Source organism: Paenarthrobacter sp. NPDC091669 (assembly GCF_044756725.1).
Taxonomy (GTDB): Bacteria; Actinomycetota; Actinomycetes; order Actinomycetales; family Micrococcaceae; genus Arthrobacter; species Arthrobacter bambusae_C.
Map to the genome: position 1 here is coordinate 90,115 of NZ_JBIVTK010000016.1, position 23,830 is coordinate 113,944.

General features: G+C 62.1%; 25 protein-coding genes, 1 tRNA gene and 1 riboswitch. Of the genes, 12 read left to right on the forward strand and 14 right to left on the reverse strand.

Translation table 11 applies throughout. The annotated features are described in order from the left end of the window. Nucleotides 1–149: 149 nt before the first annotated feature. Together ACIQLI_RS21260 and ACIQLI_RS21265 are read left to right on the forward strand one after the other, a co-directional pair. Nucleotides 150–827, forward strand: a complete 678-nt coding sequence (locus ACIQLI_RS21260) for a TetR/AcrR family transcriptional regulator (RefSeq protein ID WP_400392161.1) — start codon at nucleotides 150–152, stop codon at nucleotides 825–827. Between the two features lie 113 nt (nucleotides 828–940). Beyond that, entirely contained in the window at nucleotides 941–2,419 is a 1,479-nt protein-coding gene (locus ACIQLI_RS21265) for a gamma-aminobutyraldehyde dehydrogenase (protein ID WP_400392226.1), read from the forward strand. A gap of 54 nt (nucleotides 2,420–2,473) precedes the next feature. Here ACIQLI_RS21265 and ACIQLI_RS21270 read toward each other — a convergent pair whose 3' ends face one another. Next, entirely contained in the window at nucleotides 2,474–3,388 is a 915-nt protein-coding gene (locus ACIQLI_RS21270; protein ID WP_400392164.1) for an EamA family transporter, read from the reverse strand. A gap of 73 nt (nucleotides 3,389–3,461) precedes the next feature. Between ACIQLI_RS21270 and ACIQLI_RS21275 the strand changes: the two genes are divergently transcribed. Together ACIQLI_RS21275 and ACIQLI_RS21280 are read left to right on the forward strand one after the other, a co-directional pair. Then, nucleotides 3,462–4,379 (forward strand): LysR family transcriptional regulator, encoded by a 918-nt coding sequence (locus ACIQLI_RS21275; protein ID WP_400392167.1) that lies wholly within the window; start codon nucleotides 3,462–3,464, stop codon nucleotides 4,377–4,379. A gap of 126 nt (nucleotides 4,380–4,505) precedes the next feature. Then, nucleotides 4,506–4,832, forward strand: coding sequence for a hypothetical protein (locus tag ACIQLI_RS21280; protein WP_354232717.1), 327 nt, complete (start codon nucleotides 4,506–4,508; stop codon nucleotides 4,830–4,832). A 47-nt stretch (nucleotides 4,833–4,879) separates the two neighbouring features. Here the strand turns inward: ACIQLI_RS21280 and ACIQLI_RS21285 are convergent, their stop codons facing one another. Together ACIQLI_RS21285 and ACIQLI_RS21290 are read right to left on the reverse strand one after the other, a co-directional pair. Next, nucleotides 4,880–5,404, reverse strand: coding sequence for a SixA phosphatase family protein (locus ACIQLI_RS21285; RefSeq protein WP_400392170.1), 525 nt, complete (start codon nucleotides 5,402–5,404; stop codon nucleotides 4,880–4,882). A 271-nt stretch (nucleotides 5,405–5,675) separates the two neighbouring features. Next, nucleotides 5,676–6,542, reverse strand: a complete 867-nt coding sequence (locus tag ACIQLI_RS21290; protein ID WP_354232719.1) for a winged helix-turn-helix domain-containing protein — start codon at nucleotides 6,540–6,542, stop codon at nucleotides 5,676–5,678. Between the two features lie 652 nt (nucleotides 6,543–7,194). On the opposite strand from ACIQLI_RS21290, the gene ACIQLI_RS21295 reads away from it, so the two are divergent. The 4 genes from ACIQLI_RS21295 to ACIQLI_RS21310 all read left to right on the forward strand — a co-directional run bounded on the left by ACIQLI_RS21295 (nucleotide 7,195) and on the right by ACIQLI_RS21310 (nucleotide 11,743). Continuing rightward, complete coding sequence (locus ACIQLI_RS21295) at nucleotides 7,195–7,935, forward strand: response regulator transcription factor (RefSeq protein WP_354232720.1); 741 nt, start codon at nucleotides 7,195–7,197, stop codon at nucleotides 7,933–7,935. Nucleotides 7,936–7,938: 3 nt separating this feature from the next. Then, nucleotides 7,939–9,435: a sensor histidine kinase gene (locus ACIQLI_RS21300; RefSeq protein ID WP_400392174.1), complete on the forward strand. Its 1,497-nt coding sequence runs from the start codon at nucleotides 7,939–7,941 to the stop codon at nucleotides 9,433–9,435. A 108-nt stretch (nucleotides 9,436–9,543) separates the two neighbouring features. Then, nucleotides 9,544–9,731, forward strand: a riboswitch (cyclic di-AMP (ydaO/yuaA leader). A 3-nt stretch (nucleotides 9,732–9,734) separates the two neighbouring features. Further along, nucleotides 9,735–10,562, forward strand: coding sequence for a hypothetical protein (locus tag ACIQLI_RS21305; protein WP_400392177.1), 828 nt, complete (start codon nucleotides 9,735–9,737; stop codon nucleotides 10,560–10,562). Nucleotides 10,563–10,732: 170 nt separating this feature from the next. Then, nucleotides 10,733–11,743 (forward strand): dolichyl-phosphate beta-glucosyltransferase, encoded by a 1,011-nt coding sequence (locus ACIQLI_RS21310; protein WP_400392180.1) that lies wholly within the window; start codon nucleotides 10,733–10,735, stop codon nucleotides 11,741–11,743. Here the strand turns inward: ACIQLI_RS21310 and ACIQLI_RS21315 are convergent. From ACIQLI_RS21315 to upp, 4 genes are all read right to left on the reverse strand, one after another. After that, complete coding sequence (locus ACIQLI_RS21315) at nucleotides 11,740–13,131, reverse strand: pyridoxal phosphate-dependent decarboxylase family protein (protein ID WP_400392183.1); 1,392 nt, start codon at nucleotides 13,129–13,131, stop codon at nucleotides 11,740–11,742. The two genes, ACIQLI_RS21310 and ACIQLI_RS21315, sit on opposite strands and share 4 nt — an antisense overlap. A gap of 65 nt (nucleotides 13,132–13,196) precedes the next feature. Next, nucleotides 13,197–13,880 (reverse strand): HAD-IA family hydrolase, encoded by a 684-nt coding sequence (locus ACIQLI_RS21320; RefSeq protein ID WP_400392186.1) that lies wholly within the window; start codon nucleotides 13,878–13,880, stop codon nucleotides 13,197–13,199. 45 nt (nucleotides 13,881–13,925) lie between these two features. Beyond that, the gene (locus tag ACIQLI_RS21325; protein WP_089593728.1) at nucleotides 13,926–14,303 is read right to left on the reverse strand and encodes a glyoxalase superfamily protein; all 378 of its coding nucleotides are present in this window, start codon (nucleotides 14,301–14,303) and stop codon (nucleotides 13,926–13,928) included. A gap of 47 nt (nucleotides 14,304–14,350) precedes the next feature. Then, on the reverse strand, nucleotides 14,351–14,986 hold the full coding sequence (gene upp, locus ACIQLI_RS21330) for a uracil phosphoribosyltransferase (RefSeq protein WP_090825061.1): 636 nt from the start codon (nucleotides 14,984–14,986) through the stop codon (nucleotides 14,351–14,353). 22 nt (nucleotides 14,987–15,008) lie between these two features. Between upp and ACIQLI_RS21335 the strand changes: the two genes are divergently transcribed. From ACIQLI_RS21335 to ACIQLI_RS21345, 3 genes are all read left to right on the forward strand, one after another. Then, on the forward strand, nucleotides 15,009–15,545 hold the full coding sequence (locus tag ACIQLI_RS21335; RefSeq protein ID WP_400392189.1) for a nucleoside deaminase: 537 nt from the start codon (nucleotides 15,009–15,011) through the stop codon (nucleotides 15,543–15,545). A gap of 27 nt (nucleotides 15,546–15,572) precedes the next feature. Beyond that, complete coding sequence (locus ACIQLI_RS21340) at nucleotides 15,573–15,953, forward strand: VOC family protein (RefSeq protein ID WP_400392192.1); 381 nt, start codon at nucleotides 15,573–15,575, stop codon at nucleotides 15,951–15,953. A 156-nt stretch (nucleotides 15,954–16,109) separates the two neighbouring features. After that, entirely contained in the window at nucleotides 16,110–16,400 is a 291-nt protein-coding gene (locus ACIQLI_RS21345) for a hypothetical protein (protein WP_261611438.1), read from the forward strand. On the opposite strand, the gene ACIQLI_RS21350 is transcribed toward ACIQLI_RS21345, so the two are convergent. The 3 genes from ACIQLI_RS21350 to ACIQLI_RS21360 are packed head-to-tail and all read right to left on the reverse strand — an operon-like array spanning nucleotide 16,378 to nucleotide 18,804. After that, complete coding sequence (locus ACIQLI_RS21350) at nucleotides 16,378–17,388, reverse strand: glycosyltransferase family 4 protein (protein ID WP_400392196.1); 1,011 nt, start codon at nucleotides 17,386–17,388, stop codon at nucleotides 16,378–16,380. The two genes, ACIQLI_RS21345 and ACIQLI_RS21350, sit on opposite strands and share 23 nt — an antisense overlap. Further along, the gene (locus ACIQLI_RS21355; protein WP_026547653.1) at nucleotides 17,389–17,787 is read right to left on the reverse strand and encodes a 6-carboxytetrahydropterin synthase; all 399 of its coding nucleotides are present in this window, start codon (nucleotides 17,785–17,787) and stop codon (nucleotides 17,389–17,391) included. It abuts the gene before it with no gap. Between the two features lie 3 nt (nucleotides 17,788–17,790). Beyond that, complete coding sequence (locus ACIQLI_RS21360; RefSeq protein ID WP_400392199.1) at nucleotides 17,791–18,804, reverse strand: zinc-binding alcohol dehydrogenase; 1,014 nt, start codon at nucleotides 18,802–18,804, stop codon at nucleotides 17,791–17,793. A gap of 138 nt (nucleotides 18,805–18,942) precedes the next feature. On the opposite strand from ACIQLI_RS21360, the gene ACIQLI_RS21365 reads away from it, so the two are divergent. Further along, nucleotides 18,943–19,032, forward strand: a tRNA-Ser gene (locus ACIQLI_RS21365). Nucleotides 19,033–20,465: 1,433 nt separating this feature from the next. Here the strand turns inward: ACIQLI_RS21365 and ACIQLI_RS21370 are convergent. The 4 genes from ACIQLI_RS21370 to ACIQLI_RS21385 form a co-directional block, all read right to left on the reverse strand. After that, nucleotides 20,466–21,020 carry a DUF805 domain-containing protein gene (locus ACIQLI_RS21370; protein ID WP_400392202.1) on the reverse strand — a complete coding sequence of 185 codons (555 nt, stop codon included), beginning with the start codon at nucleotides 21,018–21,020 and terminating at the stop codon, nucleotides 20,466–20,468. Between the two features lie 277 nt (nucleotides 21,021–21,297). Continuing rightward, nucleotides 21,298–21,648 carry a hypothetical protein gene (locus tag ACIQLI_RS21375; protein WP_400392205.1) on the reverse strand — a complete coding sequence of 117 codons (351 nt, stop codon included), beginning with the start codon at nucleotides 21,646–21,648 and terminating at the stop codon, nucleotides 21,298–21,300. 80 nt (nucleotides 21,649–21,728) lie between these two features. Continuing rightward, nucleotides 21,729–22,109 carry a hypothetical protein gene (locus ACIQLI_RS21380; RefSeq protein WP_400392208.1) on the reverse strand — a complete coding sequence of 127 codons (381 nt, stop codon included), beginning with the start codon at nucleotides 22,107–22,109 and terminating at the stop codon, nucleotides 21,729–21,731. Beyond that, nucleotides 22,110–23,830: RHS repeat-associated core domain-containing protein (locus tag ACIQLI_RS21385; RefSeq protein WP_400392211.1), on the reverse strand; the 1,721-nt coding region annotated here is incomplete at its 5' end.

Sequence of the window (23,830 nt, forward strand, 5' to 3'; positions counted from 1 at the left end):
CTGGAAGACAGACTATGAGCCGGATCACATTAAAGTCAACAGTGTTGACATCAGTGCTGACAAAGACTTTGACTTGTCCTCGAAAGGAGGTGGCCATGAATCATGTAGGTTGATAATCAACCGGGGCTCAAATGGAAGGCGGACAACAGATGGTGCAGCCAGCACAGTCGACGGACCGCCGCACGCGCTTGGACCCAGCCACCATCATTGACGCCGTCCTCCGGATTTCACGCCAGGAACCCGGCGAACGGTTGACCGTCCGCCGGCTGGGACAGGAACTCGAAGTCGATGCCACCGCCGTCTACCGGCATTTCCGGAACAGGGACGCAATCGTCAGGGCAGCGCTGGACAAGCTGTTCATGACATCGGTGGAGCGCACACTGGCTGTGGCGCGCGATCAGGACTGGCGAACCCGGCTCGAGGCCTATCTGGACGAGCTCCTCAGGGTTTTCATGCAGCACCCCTCATTGGGCAGCGAGTCATTCGCCACGGACACCTACGGCCCCGGCGAGTTGAAAGCAATCGAATTCGTCCTGCAGTGCCTCACCGACGCCGGGCTAAAAGAGGACCGCGTGGTGCACTACTACGCCGCCCTTGAAAGCTACACCCTTGCACTCGGCGCCGGAATTGCGGTCGAAATCCAGCGGCTCCCGGACTCCGAGGGCCACGATCCCTGGCTCAACCCCAGGGTCTTCACGCGCATCACCGGGCACCCCCTCCTTGAAAAGCACCATGCCGCACTGCAAAACCTCGACTCATTGAAAGCATTCCAGGCCGGACTCGCGGCCATTCTGGACAGCGCCGAACGCGAAAGCACGCAGGCCTGACGCCTGCCTGCTTGGCAACGCAACGCACCTTCCCCGCACGACGCCACCATCCGGCGTCGTTCCTTCACCACTGCCCGGACACCGACGCCCGGCAGGGAAAGCACGGCACCCACATGCATCAGTTCATCAACGGACAACTCCTGTCCGGCACCTCGGGCAACACCCTGGACGTCATCAACCCCGCGACGTCGGAGGTGGTGGAAACCGTACGCCTCGCTTCAGTGACGGACCTGGACGCCGCGGTGGCAGCAGCCCGTTCAGCCTTCCCGGCATGGTCCCGGACCACCGCAGGAGAACGAGCCGGGATCCTGCAGAAGTTCGCCCGGATCATGGAGGAACGGGCCGCGGAGTTCTCCCGGGTGGAGAGTTCACAGACGGGCAAGCCGCTGCGGTTGACCCGCGAATTCGACGTCCCCGGCACCATCGACAACATCGACTTCTTCGCAGGAGCCTCCCGCCACCTCGAAGGCAAAGCCACAGCCGAGTACTCACCCCAGCACACCTCCTCCATCCGCCGCGAGGCGATCGGCGTGGTGGGGTCCATCGCGCCGTGGAATTACCCGCTGCAGATGGCAGCATGGAAAGTTCTGCCCGCGATCGCTGCCGGCAACACCATCGTCCTCAAGCCCGCGGAAATCACGCCGCTGACATCGCTCATGTTCGCGCAGGCGCTCACGGATGCCGGGCTGCCCGACGGCGTGGTGAACGTGGTGGTGGGCAACGGAGCCTCTGTTGGGGCAGCACTCATGCAGCACCCGGACGTGGACATGGTGTCCTTCACGGGCTCCACTGCTATCGGCCGCACGGTCCTGGAAGCTGCTGCCGTCAACGCCAAGCGCGTGCACCTTGAACTGGGCGGAAAGGCACCTCTTGTAGTGTTCGATGACGCCACCTTGGACGCCGCGGTGCATGGCGCCGTGGCAGGTTCGCTCATCAATACCGGACAGGATTGCACTGCAGCCACCCGCGCCATTGTGCACCGGAGTGTGTACGAGGAATTCGTGGCGAAGGTCGCCGAGCGCTTCGAGGGGATCGTTCTTGGTGCTCCCGGGGATACCGACGCGGACCTTGGCCCGCTGGTCTCCTTCAAGCAGCGGGACCATGTGGCGGGAATGGTGGATCGAGCCCGCGGCTACAGCAAAGTGGTGGCCGGGGGTTACGCTCCGACGGACGGCGGGCTCGGCGACGGCGCCTTCTACCGGCCCACCCTGGTGGTGGACGCGGCCCCCGACTCGGAGATCGTCAAGGACGAGGTGTTCGGCCCCGTCCTGGTGGTTCTTCCCTTCGATACGGATGACGAAGCGATCCGCCTGGCCAACGACACCGTCTACGGACTGGCGGCGTCGGCCTGGACCAACAACCTCCAACGCGCCATGCGCGCCACCCGCGAGATCAAGGCGGGCTGCGTCTGGGTCAACGACCATATCCCGATCATTTCCGAGATGCCCCATGGCGGTTTCAAGCAGTCCGGATTCGGCAAGGACATGTCCGTGTACTCCTTTGAGGAATACACCCAGGTGAAGCACGTGATGGTGGAGCTGGACGGCGTCATCGAGAAGGACTGGCACCGGACCATCTTCACACTGCGCTGATCCTCCTGCTGTTGGGGCGTGTTGTGGGGCCCGCTCTGCGCGCTTGCGCGGAATCTAGAGGCGCAGAGCGGGCCTCACAACGGGAGATTTCGGCCGGATTTTGCGTCCGGCACCGAGCACTGCCGTGGCCACCCCGAGCAGCAGGATCAGCCCGCCCATGATTTCGGTCAGCGTGGGAACTTCATTCAAGACCAGCCACGCCGCCGTCATCCCCACTACGGGGACCAACAGCGTGAAGGGCACGACGTCGGAACCCGGGTACAGCGACAACAACCGGTTCCAGATGCCGTAACCAATCAGGGACGCAAACACCGCCGTGTAGATCGCACTGAGGATGGTTGCCGGTTGCAGATCCGTGAGCGTTGCCCACACCGCACCAGGCCCGTCCACTAGCAACGACAACCCCGCCAACGGAACAGGAACCACTGCACCGGACCACACCACCAGGCCCAAACCGGAAGCGGCTTTGGAGTGCCGGGCCACCACGTTGCCAACAGCCCAGGACAACGCCGCGGCCAAAACGATCATGAGCGGGAGGACCGGGGCCACAGCGCTGCGCCCCAGCGCCACCACGCCCAGGCCGACGACGCCGAGCACTACGCCTGCCATCTGACGACGACCGGGCTTCTCCCCCAGGAACTTTGACGCCAGCAGGATGGTGAACAGGACCTGCGCCTGGAGGACCAGCGAGGCCAGGCCCGCCGGCATCCCGAGCGCCATGCCCAGGTACAAGAGGCCGAATTGACCGGCGCTCATGAAGAGTCCGACGCCGACTATCGCCTTCCAGCCCACGTCCGGCTTGCGGATGAACAGGATGAACGGAAAAACGACGAGCAGGAAGCGCATCGCCACGAAGAGCAGCGGAGGGACGTCCCTGCCGTTCGTGTGCAGGCCGAGGTCGATGGCTACGAAGTTGATGCCCCATAAGACGGCGACCAGGACGGCAAGGGCAGAATGGCGAAGGTTCACAAAATACACTCTGACCCTCTTTAGCGTGAAGCACCAGCGTTGAATTCTGTATGAAACCGCGTAGATTTGCTTCATGATTGATATCTCCGCCCTGAGGGCGCTTGTTGCCGTGGAGCAGCACGGCTCGGTAGTGGCGGCATCAGATGTGATGGGATTCAGCCCCTCGGCGGTGTCACAGCAGATCAAAAAACTGGAAAAGCAGACCGGTGTTGCCGTCCTGGAGCGTAATGGCCGCGGCGTGCTCCTCACCGAGCGAGGGCTGGCGTTGGCCGGTTATGGCCGTCGGATCATGGGTGAACTGGAGGAACTTCAGGCAACGCTGCTCGCTGATCCCGCCAAGCCGACGGGCCTGCTGAGATTGGTGGCCTTCTCCACCGCATGCCGCGGACTGGTGGGACCCATGCTCGGGCGCATGGCGGCCGCACACCCCACTGTAGAGATCACAGTGCTGGCAGAGGACCCCCGCGAAGCGGTGCAGAGGGTGGCATCCGGCGAGGCGGAACTGGCAGTGGTCCACAACTGGAACTCTGTGCCCCTGGTAATCCCAGAGAACCTGGTCCACGAGGATCTCTGCATCGATCAAGCCGATGTCCTGGTCAACAGCACCCACCCACTCGCGTCCCGCACCGCCGTCGAACGTGAAGACTTGCTCAACGAGACTTGGATCAGCACCCCGGCGGGGGCTATCTGCAACGAGGCCCTGCTGCAGATCTTCGCCGGACTGGGGCGGATTCCCGATATCCGTATCTACGATCCCGACTTTTCCACGCACCTCGCCATGGTGGAGCAAGGGGTTGCCGTGGCACTGGTGCCGCGCCTGGGGAGGCCGCAGCTCCCACCGGGGGTGGTTGCGATTCCTGTTATGAACCCCATCCAGCAACGTTCAGTTGGTGTGGTGTACCGGAAAACGATGACTGCGAGCCCCAACATCCGGATCGCCGTCCGGATGCTTCGCGAGGTTGCGGGTGAGTTGCCCCTGCCCCAAGGCTGACCGGGAGCGATCAACGTCACACAGGGGAACATTCGACGTCCAACCGGCTGTTAGCTTAGGCTAACCTTACCTAGCTGTCCGCGCCGCCCGGAGCGCGATTGTCGAACCTTTTGAAGGGGCCCAACTGTGGAAGCAATCCTCTTTCCCACGGACATGAACCACCATCACACCTATGGCCTGGTGAGTTACATCATGATCGACGACGGACTGTATCCGAGTGCCCACAACCGGCGCGATCCCTACGCACTGCCGGCGTTCGATATCCGCGGGCAATGGGTGTATCCCAGCCGCTACAACGAATACATGGCACCGCAGTTGCCGGTTTACATGTTCGACGGCGAGTATCTGATCGCAACCGGGCACGGAGACGAAGCAGCGGGTCTGCCCGTGTTCGAGATTCGCTGCATGTGCATGCCGCAGTTGGCCCACGGGGACCCAAGTACCTCGCAATAGCGGTTGTTCCCAGCCCGCAAAACGACCACTGCTGCCAGCCAGTTGGGTCAGTGGCGGGGAACCGTGAAATGCGTCAGCCGCGCGTCCTGCCCATCCAGCTCAGCCCAGGACTTCTCCGTCTCCAGTACCGTCAACGCACTCGTTGGGTATCGGGTAGCGGCATCCATGTAGGCGTCGTGGTCTGAATCCCGCGAAGCCAAGTGCATGGCGAGATCCTGGACGCCGGGCATATGGGAGATGACCATCAGCGTGGTCACTGTGTCAGGAACATGATTGATGACCGTCAACATGCGGTTCGCGGAGGCGGCGTACAGGCCGTCCTCAAGTTTCGGCGTCGGCGCTTTGTCACCCAGCTCATCACAGACCCAGGTGCAGGTCTGGCGGGTCCTCAGCGCGGACGAGCACAGGATAAAGTCCGGTACCACGCCCTGCTGGAGCAACCATTTGCCCGCGAGCGGAGCCTCACGATGCCCACGCTCTTCGAGGGGACGCTCATGATCGGGCACGCCCATGGGCCAATCAGCCTTGGCATGCCGCATGATCACGAGGCGCTTGATGTGGTGGTCGCTCATGAACCAACCCTATCCGCCCAAGGCTCGCGGGGGTTCCTGACCTTCTTTGAGAATAGAACAGGCTATTAGCAACCTGATGCGGTTGCCCAAGGGCTTCCGGCGCATCAAACAGGGTCACGACCCCACGCACCCCGGTCCCCTCAGCCGCGGAGGCCAATCCTCGTCAGGGCACGAAAAAGCCGAAAGGCGGCATATCCCGACAGCGCCGTTGTCGCGCGAAGAATGAGCGCAGGCGCAGAGGGATGATGCCGCCTTTCGGCTGCAGCGTTACTTAGATCGAGTATTCCGGAGCGGCCCAGACAATAACTTCGGGGTGCTCGTAGAAGCGGTAGCCCTGGCCGCGGACCGTGCGGACGGTGTTGGCGAGGCGGCCAAGCTTGGAGCGGAGGCGGCGGATGTGGACGTCGATGGTGCGCTCGTTGGGCACCTCTTCGGCGTTGCGCCACAGACCCTCAAGGAGTTCGTCGCGCCCCACTGTGCGGGTGCCGTTCTCGACCAGGTAGTTGAGGAGCTCGAACTCCTTGAACGTCAGGTTCAGGGATTCGCCGTCGAGGTGCACTTCGCGGCGGGCGAGGTCGATCAGCACACCGGAGGGGCGGGATTCCTGCTGCGGCGTCGGACGGGCAGCTTCGGTGCGCTGGCGTGCGGCGACGGTGGGGTCGCCGAAGGTTGAACGCACGACGTCGAGTGCGGACCCGGGCGCGCCGGCCGGTGCAACTGCCACGGCAGCATAGCTCTCAGCGCCGGTCACGAGGGACTGCGCATAGGCGCGGATTTCCTGGGCCAGCTTGGCGATGGAGGTGCCGGCTGCTGCTGCGGTTTCTTCGTCAATGCCCATGTAGAGCACAAAGCCACGGGCCACATTGTCGTTGGCAACGGGGCGGAGCCTGTCGGACTGGGCAATCACCGGAGTGGGCGCAGTCATGGGTGCCGGCTCTGCGGCAGGTACTGCGCGCAACTGACCATAGGAGTTGGGATTATAACCCTGCGGAACGTAACCGGGGGCCTGCTGGCCTGCGCCTTGCTGGGCGGGGGCGTAGCCGGGGCGGTTGCCGAAGCCGGGGCGGAGCCCTGCGTTCGAGGCGGCCTTGTTGGCGTTACGGACGGAGATGTGGACGTATCCAGATGCAACTGACATGGAGTGCTTACCTCAAAAGTGAATAGCCGTCATCGCGGCTTCGAATGCTGGTTGTCCCCGCAATGAGTTTGGGGATGGGCGCCCAACGCTGGGCTAGGGGGCGAATGCCTGAAACTTCTTGGGGTGGAAAGTTAGGCTTGCATTCGACAACAGCGATCATCATGGCCAGCGGGTGTGCTGGACCAGGTTGCTGCGGCTGCAGGTGCTGTTGAGTTCTTGTTCACATTGGAAGTGTGCAACGTAACAATGGCAACACGCAAGTAACAAAGCGCCGAACCGTCCACATTTTGAGACGGAGAGGTCTATTGTGCCGTAAATCACAATTCAGCCATGATGATAAATGAACGCCATTTCATTCGACCGGGGCAGGAAATATTCGCCATGTACTGAATTTTCTTCGGCCAATCGGGCATGATGTGCATCGACATTCCCGCGAAGCACCCAGCTGCGGAATCTCACGATCTGAAACAGTTGTTGTCCAATCGCCGGGAGCCCGGTTCGGAAATTTTCTGCCGAAAATCTGCTACAAGCTGTAGAAACGGGATTCTTTGGGCTCGCGGCTTCCAGACTCCAATCTCGCTAGTGTTGACTTCACAGCATCCTCACAGGGCAGGCAAAGCGGTCGCCAATCCGCAGAACAGAAGGTTGTCCCATGGCCTCCTCGCATTCCATGACCAACAATCTCCCCCAGCTGTCCCACCCGGACGGCTCACCGATCCGCGCCTTGGTGGTGGATGACGAACCCAGCCTGGCCGAACTCATGAGCATGGGCCTGCGCATGGCCGGTTGGTCGGTAGCCGTTGCCGGAGACGGCCCCGATGCTGTGAAGCTCGCCAAGGATTTTCGGCCCGACGTCCTGGTTCTGGATGTCATGCTGCCCGGATTCGACGGCGTGGAGGTCCTCAACCGCATCCGCACGTTCGCGCCCGAAGTTCCCGCCCTCTTCCTCACGGCCAAGGACGCCGTGCAGGACCGCATTGTTGGCCTGGCTGCCGGCGGCGATGACTACGTCACCAAACCCTTCAGCATGGAAGAAGTCCTCCTGCGGCTCCACCGACTGGTCCAGCGATCCGGCGTCGCCGCCATGGACACCGCCGAGCTGGTGGTGGGTGACCTCACCCTGAACGTCGACACCCGGGAAGTCACGCGTGCCGGGGAGGACATTCCCCTCACCGCCACCCAGTTCGAACTTTTGCGGTACCTCATGGAAAACCCCAAACGGGTGGTCAGCAAAGCCCAGATCCTGGACCGGGTGTGGGATTACGACTTCGGCGGGCAAGCCAACATCGTGGAGCTGTACATTTCCTACCTACGCAAGAAAATCGAAGCCAACCATCCGCCGATGATCCACACCATCCGTGGCGCCGGCTACGTCATCAAACCCGCGGACTAGGCGTTGAGCACACTTTCAGGAGTGGCCAGGAAGTCCGGCCGCAGCTGGCTCAATCCCTCCACCTGGCACTTGCGCACCCGGCTGGTCCTGGTGGCCATGGCACTGTTGGTCGCCATTTGCGGGGCAGTGGGCGTGGTGAGCTATGCGTCCATGGACATGGTGTTCAACCGGCAGCTCGACAGGCAGCTGGAGCAGGCGTCCAGCCGCGCGAATGACTTCGGCAGGCCGCCGTCGAGCTTTCCGTCCTCACCTTCGGGGAAGCCGGATCCCCTGGAGGCGCGGGGCCAGGCCGCGGGAACGCTCAACGCCAGGATCGACGGTTCCACCGTCCGCAGTTCGGGGCTCATCAACGCCCAGGGAAAGCGCGTTTCGCTCTCCGCAGATGACGAGCAGGTGCTGCTGACCCTCCCTAAGGACAACCGCCCTGTGGACCGTTCGCTCTCCAACGGCGACTACCGTTTGGTGGCCGTCGAAACCAATGGCGATGTGATCGTGACGGGGTTGCCCTTGGCGGACAAGCAAAGCGCCGAGGCGTCGTTGGTCTGGACCATGGTGCTGGTATCGCTGGGCGGACTGATCATCATCGGCCTCGCCGGAACAGTGATCATCCGGCGGACCATGCGGCCGTTGGAGCAACTCTCCGAGGTGGCCACCAAGGTTTCACGTCTTCCGCTCGACGCCGGTGAGGTGGCACTTGCGGTGCGCGTACCGCCGTCGGCCTCTCATCCCGGAACGGAAGTCGGCAGCGTTGGCCATGCCCTCAACCAGATGCTGAACAACGTCTCCAATGCCTTGGAAGCGCGCCAGGAAAGCGAGACCAAAGTACGCCAGTTCGTCGCGGACGCGTCGCACGAACTCCGAACGCCGCTGACGGCCATCCGCGGTTACACCGAACTGCTGAGGATGACCGAGAACTTCACCGATGACGGCCGAAAGTCGCTGGCACGCGTCCAGAGCCAGTCCGAACGGATGACCACCTTGGTGGAGGATCTGCTGCTGCTTGCCAGGCTGGATGAAGGCCAGCCGGTCAAGGTCACGGACGTGGACCTCACCCAGTTGGTGATCGAAACTGTCAGCGATGAGAAAGTCATGGCACCTGACCACATTTGGCAACTTCAACTGCCTGATGAGCCCGTCACGGTCCGCGGCGACGCTACGCAGCTGCACCAAGTGTTGGCCAATCTGCTCTCCAATGCCCGCAAACACACCGATGCCGGTACGACTGTTGTCACCGGCGTCATGCTCTCGGCCGATGGCAGCGCAGTAGTGACCGTGACGGACAACGGGCCCGGCATTCCAGAGGATTTCCAAGGCCGGATCTTCTCCCGCTTTGCCCGCGCCGATGCCGCGCGATCGGGGTCTGAGGGCACGTCCGGACTGGGCTTGTCGATCGTGGAATCCATCGTGGAAGCGCACGGCGGAAGCGTGGAAGTGACGTCACGTCCAGGTCGCACCGAGTTCGCCCTGCGACTCCCTACCGTCAGTACCGAAGAGATGTAACGAAACGGGCAAGGCGACTCACCGACGTCGTGATCTCTGTTACCTAAATGTGACTTCTGCGAATTCCTCCTGTACCGTCGAAAGGGTGGGTCGCCCCAACTGGCCCGCATCCGGGATGCGCCGAGCTCTGCCACTTCCCGGAGTCCGTTCTTACTCCGAGGCAGAGACGGGGGACCCAGAGTCTCCGGGCCCAGGCATTTATGCCGGACCCTTGGGGTAAAGCCGCAGCGTGATGCGCGGCCGGATGACCTCATCCGAACCCGACAGCTAACTCCGCAGGCGCTGAGAGGTAATCACACATGTCTGAATTCAATGATCAGACGCGCCCTTCCGCGCGTCACCGCGATGAGCACAACGCACCGTTGACCAAGTCGCAAACCGTCCTCAAGAACGCTGCCCGCCAGGGTAAGTCCGGCCACCGCATGTCGGTTGTTGCCGGCGTCGTGGCCGCTGCGCTGGGCGTCGCATCGCTCGGTACTGCTGCCAACGCCACCCTGAACCTCCCTGAGGCGAGCCGCGTTGCAGAGACCCAGGCAGCTGCCCAGGTCAGCACCAACAAGACAGCCGAAATCTCCGCTTCCTTGGACGCAGCCGCCGCAAAGGGCGCTGCTGACCGGGCTGCCGTAGACAAGGCCGCTGCTGAAAAAGCTGCCGCCGAGAAGGCCGCTGCCGACCTGGCTGCTGCTGAAAAAGCTGCCGCCGAGAAGGCCGCAGCCGATCAAGCCGCTGCCGAGAAGGCCGCCGCTGATGCTGCAGCCAAGCAAGCCGCCGCCGCCGCTGCCGAAGCTGCAGCTGCTGCCGCCGCCCCCAAGGCCGTGGACGACCCCGCCGCCGCCAAGGCCTACGCTGCCAGCATCCTTGGCAACTACGGCTGGAGCGCCAGCGAAATGACTGCGCTGAACACCCTGTGGGAGAAGGAATCCAACTGGAAGACCACTGCCACCAACGCTTCCAGTGGTGCTTACGGCATTGTCCAGTCGCTGCCTGCTACCAAAATGGCAACTGCGGGTGCTGACTGGCAGACCAACTACCAGACCCAGATCAAGTGGGGCCTGAACTACATCAAGGAACGCTACGGATCCCCGTCGGCCGCCCTGGGCTTCCACCTGGCAAATAACTGGTACTAAGCCAGACTGCTTGATCACCGCGCCGGTTCCCGCCGTTCGCACCAGTACACACTGGAGCGGATGGCGGGAAGCGGCGCGGTTTTCGCGTTTCACAGGTGCCGTCCATGGTTCACAGTGGGGTCACAGCTTCCACCTAAAACCCTCCTAATCGGCGGGCCCATTCTGGAAACATGACGCTCACCGATCCAACCGCCAGCGCTCCACCACGACGCTTCCATTCGGCGCGCTTCGGTGGCGCGGCGTTAAGCACCACACAGCAGGGCGCCCAAGCAGGGCCACAAGCCCGACGCTCCCCCATTGACACCCGCGCTGCCGTTCCTGTGCTGGACGTCACCCTTCCCGTGTTCAACGAGGAAGCCCGCCTGGAACAGAACCTGCGCAGGCTCTACGGGCACCTTGCAGATTCATTTCCGCACACCTTCCGGATCACGGTGGCGGACAACTGCAGCACGGACAACACCCTGAGGATCGCCGAGCGCTTGGCCCGCGAACTGCCTGAACTGACGGTGGTTCGATTCCAGCAAAGGGGTCGCGGAAACGCACTCCGCCATATCTGGCAGGTCTCGCCGTCACCCGTGCTCGCCTATATGGAAGCAGATCTTTCCACGGACTTGTCGGCCCTCGCTCCCCTCATTGCACCTCTGCTCTCGGGCCATTCGGATCTAGCGGTCGGCACGCGGCTGGCACGGAGCTCACAGGCGGCCCGCAGTCCCCAGCGCGGATTCATCTCCCGAAGCTACAACTTCCTGCTGCACGCGGTTCTGGGGGCACGCTTTTCCGATGCCCAGTGCGGATTCAAGGCCGTCCGCGCCGACGTCGCGCACAGGATCCTTCCCTATGCCAAGGACGATGGCTGGTTCTTCGACACCGAACTCCTGGTGATCGCCGAACGGTGTGGTTTGCGCGTTCATGAAGTACCCGTCGACTGGACGGACGATCCCACCTCGAGTGTCGACGTCGTACGCACCGCGCTTGCCGACCTGCGCGGCCTGGTGCGCTTGGCTCGCGACCTTGGCAGCGGGCGTGTTCCTTACAAGGAGGTGCGCAGGGAGATCGGCCGGACACCGGCGTCGGGAACGGCGGCGGCGCGTCTGGGACCGCTTCTGCATTTGGCTGGTTGGGCCGCGTTGTCCGCGGCCGTAGTGTTCGTCGTCCTCCACGCGGCCCACGTCGTGGGCTAGGACTCCGGTTCGGCGTCCACCGCACCCCTCACGGCGGCAATGGACGCCGCAACATCTCCGGCATCCGTGGTCCAGTTGCTCACTGAGATCCTGAGGATTTCACGGCCACGCCACGAGGACCCGGACATCCACACCGCGCCCTCGGCCATCAGCCGTTGCGTGACACGGTGTGTGCGGTCATCACTGCCGAAGCTCACCGATACCTGCGTGAACACGACGTCGTTGAGCACCTCGACGCCCGGGATCGCGGCGAGCCCCTCGGCCAACGCGCGGGCGTTTGCAGCGAGCCGCTCCACCATGGAGATCACCCCGTTACGGCCCAGTTGCCTCAGCGCCGCCCACACAGGGATGCCCCTGGCACGGCGGGACATCTCAGGCACTTTCTCGAAAGGATCTCCCGGACCGGCATCCGTGGCAATGAGGTAACTCGTGTGAACACTGAAAGCACGCCTCAAGGCTTCCGGCCTCGCGACGATTGCCAAGCCACAGTCGTAAGGAACGTTCAGGGTCTTATGGGCATCCGTGGCCCAGGAATCTGCTTCTTCCACTCCGGCCAGGCGGGCCCGCAGCGTCGGGCTGACAGCGGCCCATAAACCAAAAGCGCCATCCACGTGCACCCAGGCTCCGCGATCGTGGGCCACGGCTATGGCTTCCTCCATGGGATCAAAGGCGCCGGAATGCAGGTTGCCCGCTTGAAGGCAGACCAGCGACGGTCCGGGCTGCTGATCCATGGCCTCGGCAAGCGCGTCGGGGAAAATTCGTCCTTCGTCGTCGGCGTCTACAGGGACGCACGCCCCCAAGCCGAGATACCGCAACGCCAAATCCACTGCGGCGTGGCGCTCCCGGCCTGCAAAGGTGGTGATGCGCGGGGCGCCGGTCAGCCCAAGAGCCTCCAGGTCCCAGCCTGCCTCGTCCATCAAGTATTGGCGCCCGGCCGCCAGCCCTACGAAATTGGCGGTGGTGGCACCGGTGGTGAATCCGACGTCGGCACTTGCAGGAAGGTGGAGAAGGTCCAGCAGCCAGGCGGCGGCCGATTCCTCGACCGCGGCTGCCGCCGGTGTGGCGAATCGAAGCCCGGTGTTCTGGTCCCACGCCGAAACAAGCCAGTCTGCGGCCATGGCCGCGGGCAGGGTTCCGCCCATGACCCACCCAAAGAACCGTCCGGACTGGATTGCCATGAGGCCCGGCTCAGCCAGCGCCGCAAGCTCATCAACTACCTCGGCGGCATCGGTGGCTTCATCCGGCAGTCGCGACAGGATGCTCTTGGCTACCTGATCGGCATCGGAGGACGGGCGGACTGGACGTGTTGGGACCGACGCAAGCCAGTCACCGGCGTGGACCATGGCCCGCTCCAGTGCCGCACCGTACGCCTCCGGCATCGCAGACATGCGCACAGCCTACGCCGGGTTTACCGCGTGGAACAGACTTTAACCCGGCGGTACCAGCTGCGTTACTAGAGAGTCAGCGTGATGAGATGCCCGCCGTCGTCGTCCTTCATTGCGGTGACCGTCACGGCCGAGTAGTCCGGAATCCGCCACATGCCCGGCTCCAGCTCCGCATTGTGACTGGCAGCGGCCTTGCCCACCACCACGGTCCGCATTCCGGCTGCGCGCGCCGCAGCGATACCGGCGGGCGCATCTTCGAAGACCACGACGTCGGCCGGGTCGACTCCCAGCAGGGCGGCCGCCTCGAGGTAGCCCTCCGGGTGCGGCTTGCCCCGGGTGACGGACTCCGCGGTGACGGCGGTGGACGGCATGGTGAGCCCGGCCGCCTGCATGCGGATATCAGCAAGGATGCGGTCTGCTGAGGTGACCAAGGCGATGGCATCATCGGGAAGGCCGGCCAGCAGGGCTTCGGCACCGGGAAGCGCGATCACACCATCGGTCCGGGAGCGTTCCATCTCGCCAAGTTCAGCGGTCAAAGCTTCGAAATCAGCGCCGGGGGGCGCATAGCGGCGCACGGTATCGCCGGCTTGGACGCCGTGGGAGGTGCGGAGTATTTCGTTGTAGTCCAGGCCGTAGCGCTCGGCGAATTCAAGCCAGACCTGCTCGACCACCGCCGTCGAGTCCACCAGCGTGCCGTCCATGTCGAAGAGGACGGCGCGGACGGTCAGCACGGGTGCGGCAGGATGGCTCATGGTTCCATCCTGCCGCACGCTCATGGGGTGGTGCTGAAGTGTGACTTAGCCGTTCGGCCGCTGCGGAAGGTATTGCACCGCCCACTGGTTGCCGTCAGGGTCAGCGAAGTAAACGAAGTGACCCCAGTCCTGGACGTCGACGTCGCTGACCTCCACGCCGTTGGCCTTGAGGTGCTCGTGGGCCTTGTTGATGTCCGCCACCACCACTTGCAGGTTGGGCGCAGAACCCGGAGGGGCGTCGGTGAGACCTTCACCGATGGCGATGGAACACGCCGAACCCGGAGGTGTCAGTTGCACGAAGCGGATGCCGTCCATGGGACGCTCATCGAAATCGGCGTTGAAACCAACCTTGTTGACGTAGAAGTCCTTCGCGCGATCGACGTCGGAGACAGGGACAAATACCAGTTCAAGTTTCCAGTCCATGCGCCACAGGCTAACGGGGCGCGCCGGAAACCGGTAGGGGTCTCCCTTTAGCCGGCCACGCCGTAGAGGCGGTCGCCGGCGTCGCCCAGGCCGGGCACGATGTACGACTTCTCGTTGAGTTTCTCGTCAATCGAGGCGAGGACAACCTTCACATTGGCGTCCGCGAGTTCCTCTTCCAGCTTGGCCAGACCCTCGGGAGCGGCAAGCAGGCAGATGCACGTGACGTCAGAGGCGCCGCGCTTGAAGAGGAACTTGATGGCCTCGCGCAGGGTGCCGCCGGTAGCAAGCATGGGGTCCAGGACAAAGATCTGGCGGCCGGTGAGGTCCTCGGGGAGGCGCTCGGCGTAGGTGATGATGTCCAAGGTTTCTTCGTCGCGGGCCATGCCCAGGAAGCCCACCTCGGCGGTGGGGACCAGCTTGGTCATGCCCTCGAGCATGCCGAGGCCTGCGCGCAGGATGGGAACCACCAGCGGCGTGGGCTTGGTGAAAGCCGTGCCGATGGTCTTGGTGACAGGGGTCTCGATCTCCACTGGCTGCGTCTTGACCTCGCGGGTGGCTTCGTAGGCCAGGAGGGTGACGAGTTCTTCAGTGAGTTGCCGGAAGACCGGTGAAGGGGTGTTCTTATCCCGCAGAACGGTGAGCTTGTGGGCGACCAGCGGGTGGTCCACGACGAGTGTGCGCATCCCCCAAAACTATCATTGAGACATGAGCGCCACCGAGCCGTATCACGCAGACCACATGGCCTGGATGGGCCTTGCCCTGGACGAGGCCCGGTTGGCGCTGAAAACGGACGACGTACCGATCGGCGCCGTGGTGTTGGGGCCCGACGGCGGCGTGCTGGGTTCCGGACGCAACGAGCGGGAAGCGCATGGGGACCCGACCGCCCACGCGGAGGTGGTCGCCATCCGTCAGGCGGCCTCGGCGTTGCGCCAACGTGCCCGGGACATGGGCACCGACGGAGACGGCTGGCGGCTTGAGGACTGCACCCTGGTGGTAACCCTTGAGCCGTGTGCCATGTGCGCCGGGGCCATCGTCCTGGCCAGGATCCCCCGCGTCGTGTTTGGCGCGTGGGACGAGAAGGCGGGAGCGGTGGGTTCCGTGTTCGACATCCTCCGCGAGCGCCGTCTCAATCACTGGGTGGAGGTCTACGTGGGCGTGCGGGAGGAAGAATGCGCGGCCCTGCTCAAGGAGTTCTTCGCCTCTCACCGGCTGCCGGCACCGGAGCACCGCCCACCCGCCTGACGTAGCCGAACATTTCGGGAGCAAGCCATGCCTGTCAGTTTCAACCACACCATCGTTTACGCCACGGACAAGCACCGTTCCGCGGAGTTCCTCGTCCGTATCTTCGGCCTTCCGAAGCCGCAACCCATGTGGTCCTTCGTCACGGTGGCGTTGGACAACGGTGTCACGTTGGACTTCCTTGAGGCGAGCGGTGCCATCGCCCCGCAGCACTACGCCTTTCTGGTGAGCGAAGAGGAATTCGACCAGATCTTCCTGCGAATCACCGCGGAGCACATTCCCTATTGGGCGGACCCTGCCCGTTCCCGAGCAAACCAGATCAACCACAACGACGGCGGCCGTGGAATCTACTTCTGCGACCCCGATGGGCATTTCCTTGAGGCGATCACGCGGCCGTACGGTTCGGGCTGACTCTGACCGTTTTGCCCGCGCGGCCGACGGTTGAGCTTAGACTGGCTCGTGCTCGAAAAGTCGTGGGGAGCTTTTTGTCTTGCTGCTGTGGTGGTCGCCGGAACTATGACGGCATGCGGACAACAGGCATGCGATTCGATGCTTCGGCGCACTGACGTGAGTATCGATTTTTCCCGGCTTGGCGCGTCGTGGGAAACCTTGGAGTACACCGTCAACTGTCCGGGGCAGGAAGCATGTGTGTACACGCCGGACTCTGACACCGAGCGCCACGCCGCTGTGGCCGACAACCCCCTATGGATCGCCGCCGGAACAAAAACCATGGAAGTAACGGTCTACCTCACGGGCTCCACCACGCCCCTTGCGAAGACGACCGCCAAGTTGGAGTGGGATCCGCCGTTCGATCCCTCTGCCTGCTCGACCAGTGCTACAGCAAACTTTGTGGTTTAGTCCCCAGCGCGCTGAGGACAGTGGCGGCAGTGGTGTCCCAGCCTTGTAGATGCTGGCGGGCTTGGAGGGCGTTGTTGCGCCAGCGCTGTTGCAACTCCGGGTTGGTGAGCCAATTCCGAAGTGTGTGGGCTGGTTCGTCTCCGGTGGCGACGTCCAGGGCCGCACCCGCTCTTGTGTCGCCGAGGGCCTCGACTGCACCGGTCCCCTGCCGGACAATCATCGGGACGCCGTGGGCCAACGATTCCGTCACCACCATGCCAAAGCTCTCCGAGCGGGACAGGAGGATGCTGAGGTCGGCTTTGTGCCACTGGTCTTCGAACGCCTCACCCGTCAACTCGCCGGTGACACTGATGCGGTCCTGCAGCATGTAATGCTCGACGGCGGCCGTCACCTCAGCTGCGTACATCGGGTCTGCGTCCAGGGAACCGACCAGGGCTGCTGTCCAGGGCAGGTCCTGGACAGCGCTCAGCGCGTACACAATTGCGGTTTGGCTCTTGTTGGGGAACAACGCGGCGACGGCCACGATGTGCTTGGGCTCTGAGCCTTGGCTGACCTCCCCTGGCTCTGCGCCCGGCCTGGCCACCACAACGTCCCGCATCCCATGCCTGGCTTGCAGTACCACCGCGGAGTGGGCGCTCGGGCAGATGATCCCCGTGGCGGCAGCCAGCGCCTTGGCCTCAAGGTCATGGTGGTCCGCCAACGCCATGTGGGACAGGATCCAAACCTTGGTTCCTTTGCCTGCGGCGCCGGCGATTTCATCCGGTGCCCCGCTCGCCACCAAGCCGTCGGCAATCACTGTTGTGCCGCCGTCGAGCGCTTCCGCGAACCGCTGCCGGTCTGCCGGGCTCCCAACCGGCCAATCGCCGTCGACGATTACAGTCTCGACGTCCGCGCCCAAGGCGGTCAGATGCTCGGCGAGCTTGGCGTTGTACTTGTTCCCGCCGGAGCCGTGCCGGACGTTCCCCGGGACCATGAAGCGGATGTGCACTTACTTCACCGGAAGCTCCAGCGAGTAGCCAGCCCACGCGTCGGGGTTTTCGCGGAGGACGACGTCGATGCCGCTAAGCGCCGGTCCGTCGGCGGTGTCCTGGATCCGGGTGGCCATGGCGTCGGCAATGTGCTTGGCGAGGGCCTCCGTGGTGGAGAGCTTGCCCTTGAATGCCGGGTGCTCATCGAGGTTCTTGTAGTTCAGGTCCTCCAGGATTTCCTCAAGGATGCCGCCCGCGGCGCCAATGTCCAGAACGATTGCGTCGTCATTGAGATCCGGGCGGCGGAAACTGACTTCGGCCACAAACGTTGCACCATGGAGGCCTTGGGCCGGGCCGAACGCTTCGCGGGGAAGGCTGTGGGCGATCATGAAGTGGCGTCGGACGGTCAGGCTGAACATGTACTAATCCTCCGGGGTGGGATAGGCGACCACGTGGCAGAAACCGCCGGGCCGTTCGAACAATTTAACAAGTGTGGTGGGCAGGTTCTGGAACTGGCATTCGCTGGTCAGGAACGTGTCGAACAGTGGGTCTTTCAACTGGTTCGCCGCTTCCTGCAGGCGCTGGGCATTCGTTCGCCGGTGCCGTCGCGGAAGGGCGACTGCGCCGACCTGGCTGGAGCGGATGTTCAACCGGCGGGCGTGGAAGTCTTCGCCGAGTGGAAGGGTAACTTCCTTGTCGGCGAACCAGGAGAGCTCGATGACGTCGGAGTCGTCGCCGGCCAGTTGCAGGCTCAGCTTGAGGCCTTCGTTGGAGGCGGAGCAGTGGAAAACGATGTCGTTGTCGTTTTTTGCATCCTCTGGTTCGGCGAATTCGATGCTGAGCTTTTCGGCGAGGTTGCGCTTCTCCGGGTCCGCGTCAACGAGTTGCAGCCGGCCGAGCGGATACTTCCGCAGGAGCGTCGTCAGGACGCCACCCACCAAACCACCACCGACGACGGCGACCCGGTCACCCAGCCGCGGTCCGGCTTCCCAGAGGGCGTTGATGGCGACTTCGACGATGCCAGTGAGAACGGCGCGTTTGGCCGGGACGTCCTCGGGGATTGCCGTGAGCTGGCTGGTGGGGAGGATAAAGAAGTCCTGGTGCGGATGAAGGCTGAACACAGTCTTTCCCTGCCATTCATCTGGTCCTTGTTCCACTACCCCGACGCTCAGGTAGCCGTACTTGACCGGGCCTGGGAAGTCGCCTTCCTGATTTGGGGCCTGCATCAGATCTGCGACGCGTTCCGGGACGCGGCCTTCGTGGACCACGCGCTCCGTGCCTCGGCTGACGCCTGAGTACAGGGTCCTGACGAGGGCTTCTCCTTCTTGCCTTGCTGGCAGGTCTTCCGGGCGCAGCTCACCATCGCCCGTCTCAGTGACCCAGTAGGCGTGGGCTTCGTGCTCTTGTTTCCGTTCGTGTTCCTGAGAAATCGTCATGATGCTTACGAATCTATCGGTGCGGAGCTGTGGACGGAAGTTGGCGTGGATTGAAGGGTGCGCCACCTGCTTATTGGGCAGGGTCCAGAGGGGCTCGTTTTGGGGAACCGGGCCAATCTCGGGTAGCCTATTTCAGTTGGTGACGTGTCCGAGCGGCCGAAGGTGCAACACTCGAAATGTTGTTTGGTGTAAAAGCCAACGTGGGTTCAAATCCCACCGTCACCGCCAATAAGAAAGGCCCTGCTTCCCTTTGTTTACAAGGGAGGCGGGGCCTTTTCCTCTATCAGAGAGAACAGGGCTTCCACCATCCGAGGGCGCTCTTGCGTGCGACTGGAGCAAACATGACGACGGGTGTCGGTACTGGAGCGGGAAACCGGACGGCAAAGCCGCCACGGGCGAATCCAGACGGACCGCGTCTCAGACAAGTACCTCCTACAGAGACCACGCTCGCCTGATCACCCGTCAAGGGCTCAAAAAGACCCCGTAACTCAGGTCACGGGGCCCTTCTGTTGGCTGCCGCACGCGCTTCGAACGCTTGCCATCGTCAGGTGTGATCACCTCCGGACAAGTTGGGCAGGCATTACCGTACTAATCTGTACTCCCGTGCAGTAGGGATACCCTTTCTCAGGTCTCTAGTCACAACCCGCGAAAACCAGCCGAGATCGAAATCGTATTCACTACCCACGCTAAACGATGACGCGACCGCAACTTGTGAATCGAAAGTCACCCCACGGGATATATGGATTTTTCCGCAGTTGGATGTCTCGATGAGAACGCCAGCAGTGGAGGCCGATCCTCGGGTCCCTCCTGAGCTGGATTCAGCGTTCGCGGAGACTATTTTGCATCGCAGACTCTCCACAGCGATGGAATCAAGTGCTGGCATCATCACGTAAAATGCGGTAAATGCCAGAAGTGCGATACCAGGCCACTTCCAAAACCACTTCAATTTTGGTCGGCCGGAAGGATGATCCGGAGTGTTGCCTCTGGTCATCGCTTCTTTCCCTATTCTGTGCTGCAGCAGTGAACCCGAAGTTATCCCGCCAAGCGGTAGTCGTGCGCTGACGGAATCTCGTTCCTCAAATCCTTCATGACGACACGAGAGAACCAACCCAGATCGAACTCGAACACGCTGCCTTTCATGAAAGACGACGCAATCTTCTCTTTATTTTGGAAAGTTACTCCTTGGGACACCGAAATGCTTCCGCAATTAGAAGTCTGCACTAAAACACCGGCAGTAGATGCTGACCCCCTCGATCCGCCTGAACTCGTACGCGGCTCAGTCGAAACCACCTCGCATCGGATACTTTCTACGGCAATGGAGTCCCATACTGGAATGAGGAGAACGAAGATACCCCCGAGGAGGATGAGGACTCCTGCTACCTTCCAGAGCCTCTGAAACTTCCGCCTGGGAGCCTTGCCTTCAGAAGGTCTATTTCTATTGGACATCGTCTCCTTGTCACACCGATGCCACTGGATGGTGCTGGATTAAGTGCATCTGGCTGTTCCGCAAATTGCACCGGAACGCATCGGTCTGGCGCCGTTCACGCAGTGATGAGCCCAGTAAGCATGCTGGAACTAGTACTTAATAGCTGCAAGCAATGAATTGACGAAAGGTTCCGTCGAGCGATCGCCAGTGTAACCCAGCGAACTGCCGTCGCCCGTCAGCGGGGGTCGAAGCGCCGACCTTCCTCCTTGGACGGCATAAGCGCCAGAATCAAAACAGCCAGTCCGCCGACCATCGGAACAAGCCCAACGAACGCAAGCGGACCCGCAAGATTTGCATCATGCAAACGCCGCCAAAGCAACGACAGCTGAGGCACCACAATGGCCAGCCCCAGAACAACGACGAGAATGAAACCTACCACCATGAGGCTTCCAGCCGGGGCATTCACGATACCAGGAGCGGCCTCATAGAACACTTCTTTACCGGTGGCCGGATCGAAACCCATGGATTGCACATTAGGGTTCTGTTGAGCCCAGGCAGTACTGGCCACGAACCCGACAGTCATCACGAGGTATGGGACCACCATCACCAGGAAAACGAAAAGCTGACTCCACCAGAACTCACTCCGCGAGGCGCGACCAGCGAACTTCGCATACTTGGCAAAGAATCGCTTCACCGACTTACCAAACGACGCTCCATATAGAGGACCAGCCAGCTCACCCGAACCTTTGACCTCCGCAACGCCTCCGCCTGCAGGATCAACAGTCTTCATATCCATCTGTCTTCATGTCCTTCCCAGAAATATCTATAGAAACCAACAAACAACTATCTTCCGAACGCAAACGTTCTGCGCCCGATAATCTCTTCCGTAAAAGATAACTTGAATGAGCAGAACGAATAACCACTGATCAGAAGAGGAAACCTCACGCATCTCCGGAACTGCCCAGGTGCACCGGTTAGGCACGCTGTGACTCGAGCTATCCCAGCATCGCGTCAGTCGCCAAGGCAAGCCTTCCGAGCCTCAAAACTGATGAGCGGCAGTGTGCTACTCACCTAAAATATCCACTCTCATCCAGCACGATCACGGCTAGAAATGCCTGGAAGGAAATACACACCAGAATGGTAGCTGGGCCCGAAATAAAAACCAGCGTACGCGCCTGGCCACGAGTAGGATGGGTCCCCAATAACCGTTCAGAAATCCAGAACAGGAGTATACCCAGTGCGGACAGGAGTAGAAGTAACACTGCAGGAATTGATCCGCCGTGATAGGCTACTTCGGCACTCAACGGAGCATTCATGAAAACAAATGTAGTAATACCAAGGCTCACCAAGACGCCAAATAGACACATGACGTCCAGGTAGCTACTCGTCTTTTTCTCCAATCGAATGCTTCCTTCCACTAGACCTCCCCGCCGACCCTCCTTTTTGGCAGCTCAAGCCATCTGGGACCCTGAACACAAATACCGTCACCAACTGAGCATTAACGCTCTTCTCCGGCGGTCAGCGTCAGTCCAACCAATAGACCGAGAGGACAGCCCGTCCACAGCGCACCACCCGTCAAGCCAATCGCCGGGATAACATTAGAAAGAGCAGCGAAGGCTAAGCTGCCTAAGATGATGGTGGCACCGAAGGACAGCGTGGCGGCGAAGTTGGATTTCCTATACGTTACAAATCCAATGCCAAGGGCGCTAGCAATAAGGACAATAATGTTAGCAATCCACACGGATATTCCAAACTCTTCAGTCCTATTGACGCACAGAACCAGCATGAGAATTCCCGGTATAACGACCCCGGTCCAGTAATACCATTCCGGAGCGACTCGTTTGCTGGGGATTGCCTTTTTGTCGCTTTCATTCTTCATTTACTTCGTCCACATTTCGTCGGTGTAAAAATTTGCACCGCTTCCTATCAGTGCATTAGCAGTCTCGGTCATCACGGTGCTCTTGGTAAAGTATTCAACCGGGGAAGGTGCGCTGGGTCCGATAAGATCCCCGTAGCCCTGTGGAATTTTGCCACGAATTGCGGACAAAGTGGAAGTCCCTGCGCCCGCCATGACGGACGACACCCCGGACTTAATCGGGTCGAAGGCTTCACCATTCACGCCACTCTTCACAGCTTCTCCCGCGAATCCAGCCCCGATATTGATGCCCAATGTCGAACCAAACTGGAGGCCCTTGTTAGCGGCGTGCCCAGCCGCAGGGCTCAGTGCCCCGCTGATGACACCTGTGGAGGCACCTCCAGCCGCGCTACCCAGCAATCCTTGGGCTGTCCAGGGGCCACCTTTTTGAACGCGTTCACGGACATAATCTACGGTTCCGGCTACACCTCCTGCCGCACCACTGCCGACCATGTCTTTCAACAAATTAGCGCCGAACCTCCGTGCAATGACAGCGGCATTGCCTGTGGCACGAGTCAACGTCGAAGTCGCAACATTTGAAGCCATACTTCGCGCAGCCTGGCCTGCCACCACTCTTCCAACAACGAGAGAAGCAGACTTAGCAACGAACATTCCCGCGCCACCGCCCGCTACACCCATAACGCCGTTCCCAATGGCTTGGCCCCAGTCCACTTGGCCGGTGGTTGCTTTTTGGATGACGACGTCGGCGCCGAAGCTCATCAATCCCATGCCCGCGAGTTGTCCGCCGGGGACGAACATCAACACGGCCCCGCCCACCACAGCGGCACCGCCGACGACGTATTCCCAGTTGTCTCCGAGCCAGTCCCCCGCTGCGGCGAGGGCGCCGCGGGAGGAGCCGTCGTAGGCTTTCAGGTCGGCATCGGTGAGGGGTTTCAGGCCGGTGGGGTCAGAAGTGTTGAGGGGGTTGTTTCCGGCGTAGGAGTAGGGGTTGCCGTCCCAGCCCGCGCCCAGGACGGGGGCGAGGGGGTCGGTGGAGAGGAAGCCCCGGGTAGCCGGGTCGTAAGCGCGTTTGCCGAGCCATTCGAGCCCGGCGATGTCGATCCCGCCACCAGCGGTCAGGCCGATACCGGCAGGCAACACACCACCGAACCCAACCCCTGTACTGGTTGGTGTGGGGCTGCCCGGGTTGGGGGTGGTGGGGGTGCCGAGGACGGCCCAGGGATCGTGCTGGTCCGTGGGGCGCGCGGCACGCCACCCCTGCGCGGTGAAGGCGTCGCCGATGCCGGTGGCCCCGCCGGGCAGGGACAACACCTGGGTTGTGTTGACACCGGCGAGGGTCGGCACGGGTGCTGCGGTGTCCCACCACAACGGTGTCCCGTCCACGGTGGCGAGTTCACCGAGCGCGTCGACGTGGAGCCGGTGCCGGTTTCGTTCGGCCCCGTCCGGGTCCTTTTCGACCGTGCCGGCGAGGTACCCGGTGGGGCCCCAGGCGTATTCGGTCCAGGACCCGTCCGCCCCGATCACCCTGACCCGGCGGCCCAACCCGTCATACACAAACTCAGTCCGGGACCCATCAGGTTCCGTGAGCGCGAGGAGCTGGCCTGCGGCGTCGTACTCAAAGGTACGCGTCCCGGTGGGGGTGGTTTCGCGGAGCAGCCGCCCACCGGCGTCGTATTCCCACCCCACCACCGCAGCGGTGGTTCCTGTTTCTGTGGTGGTGGCGG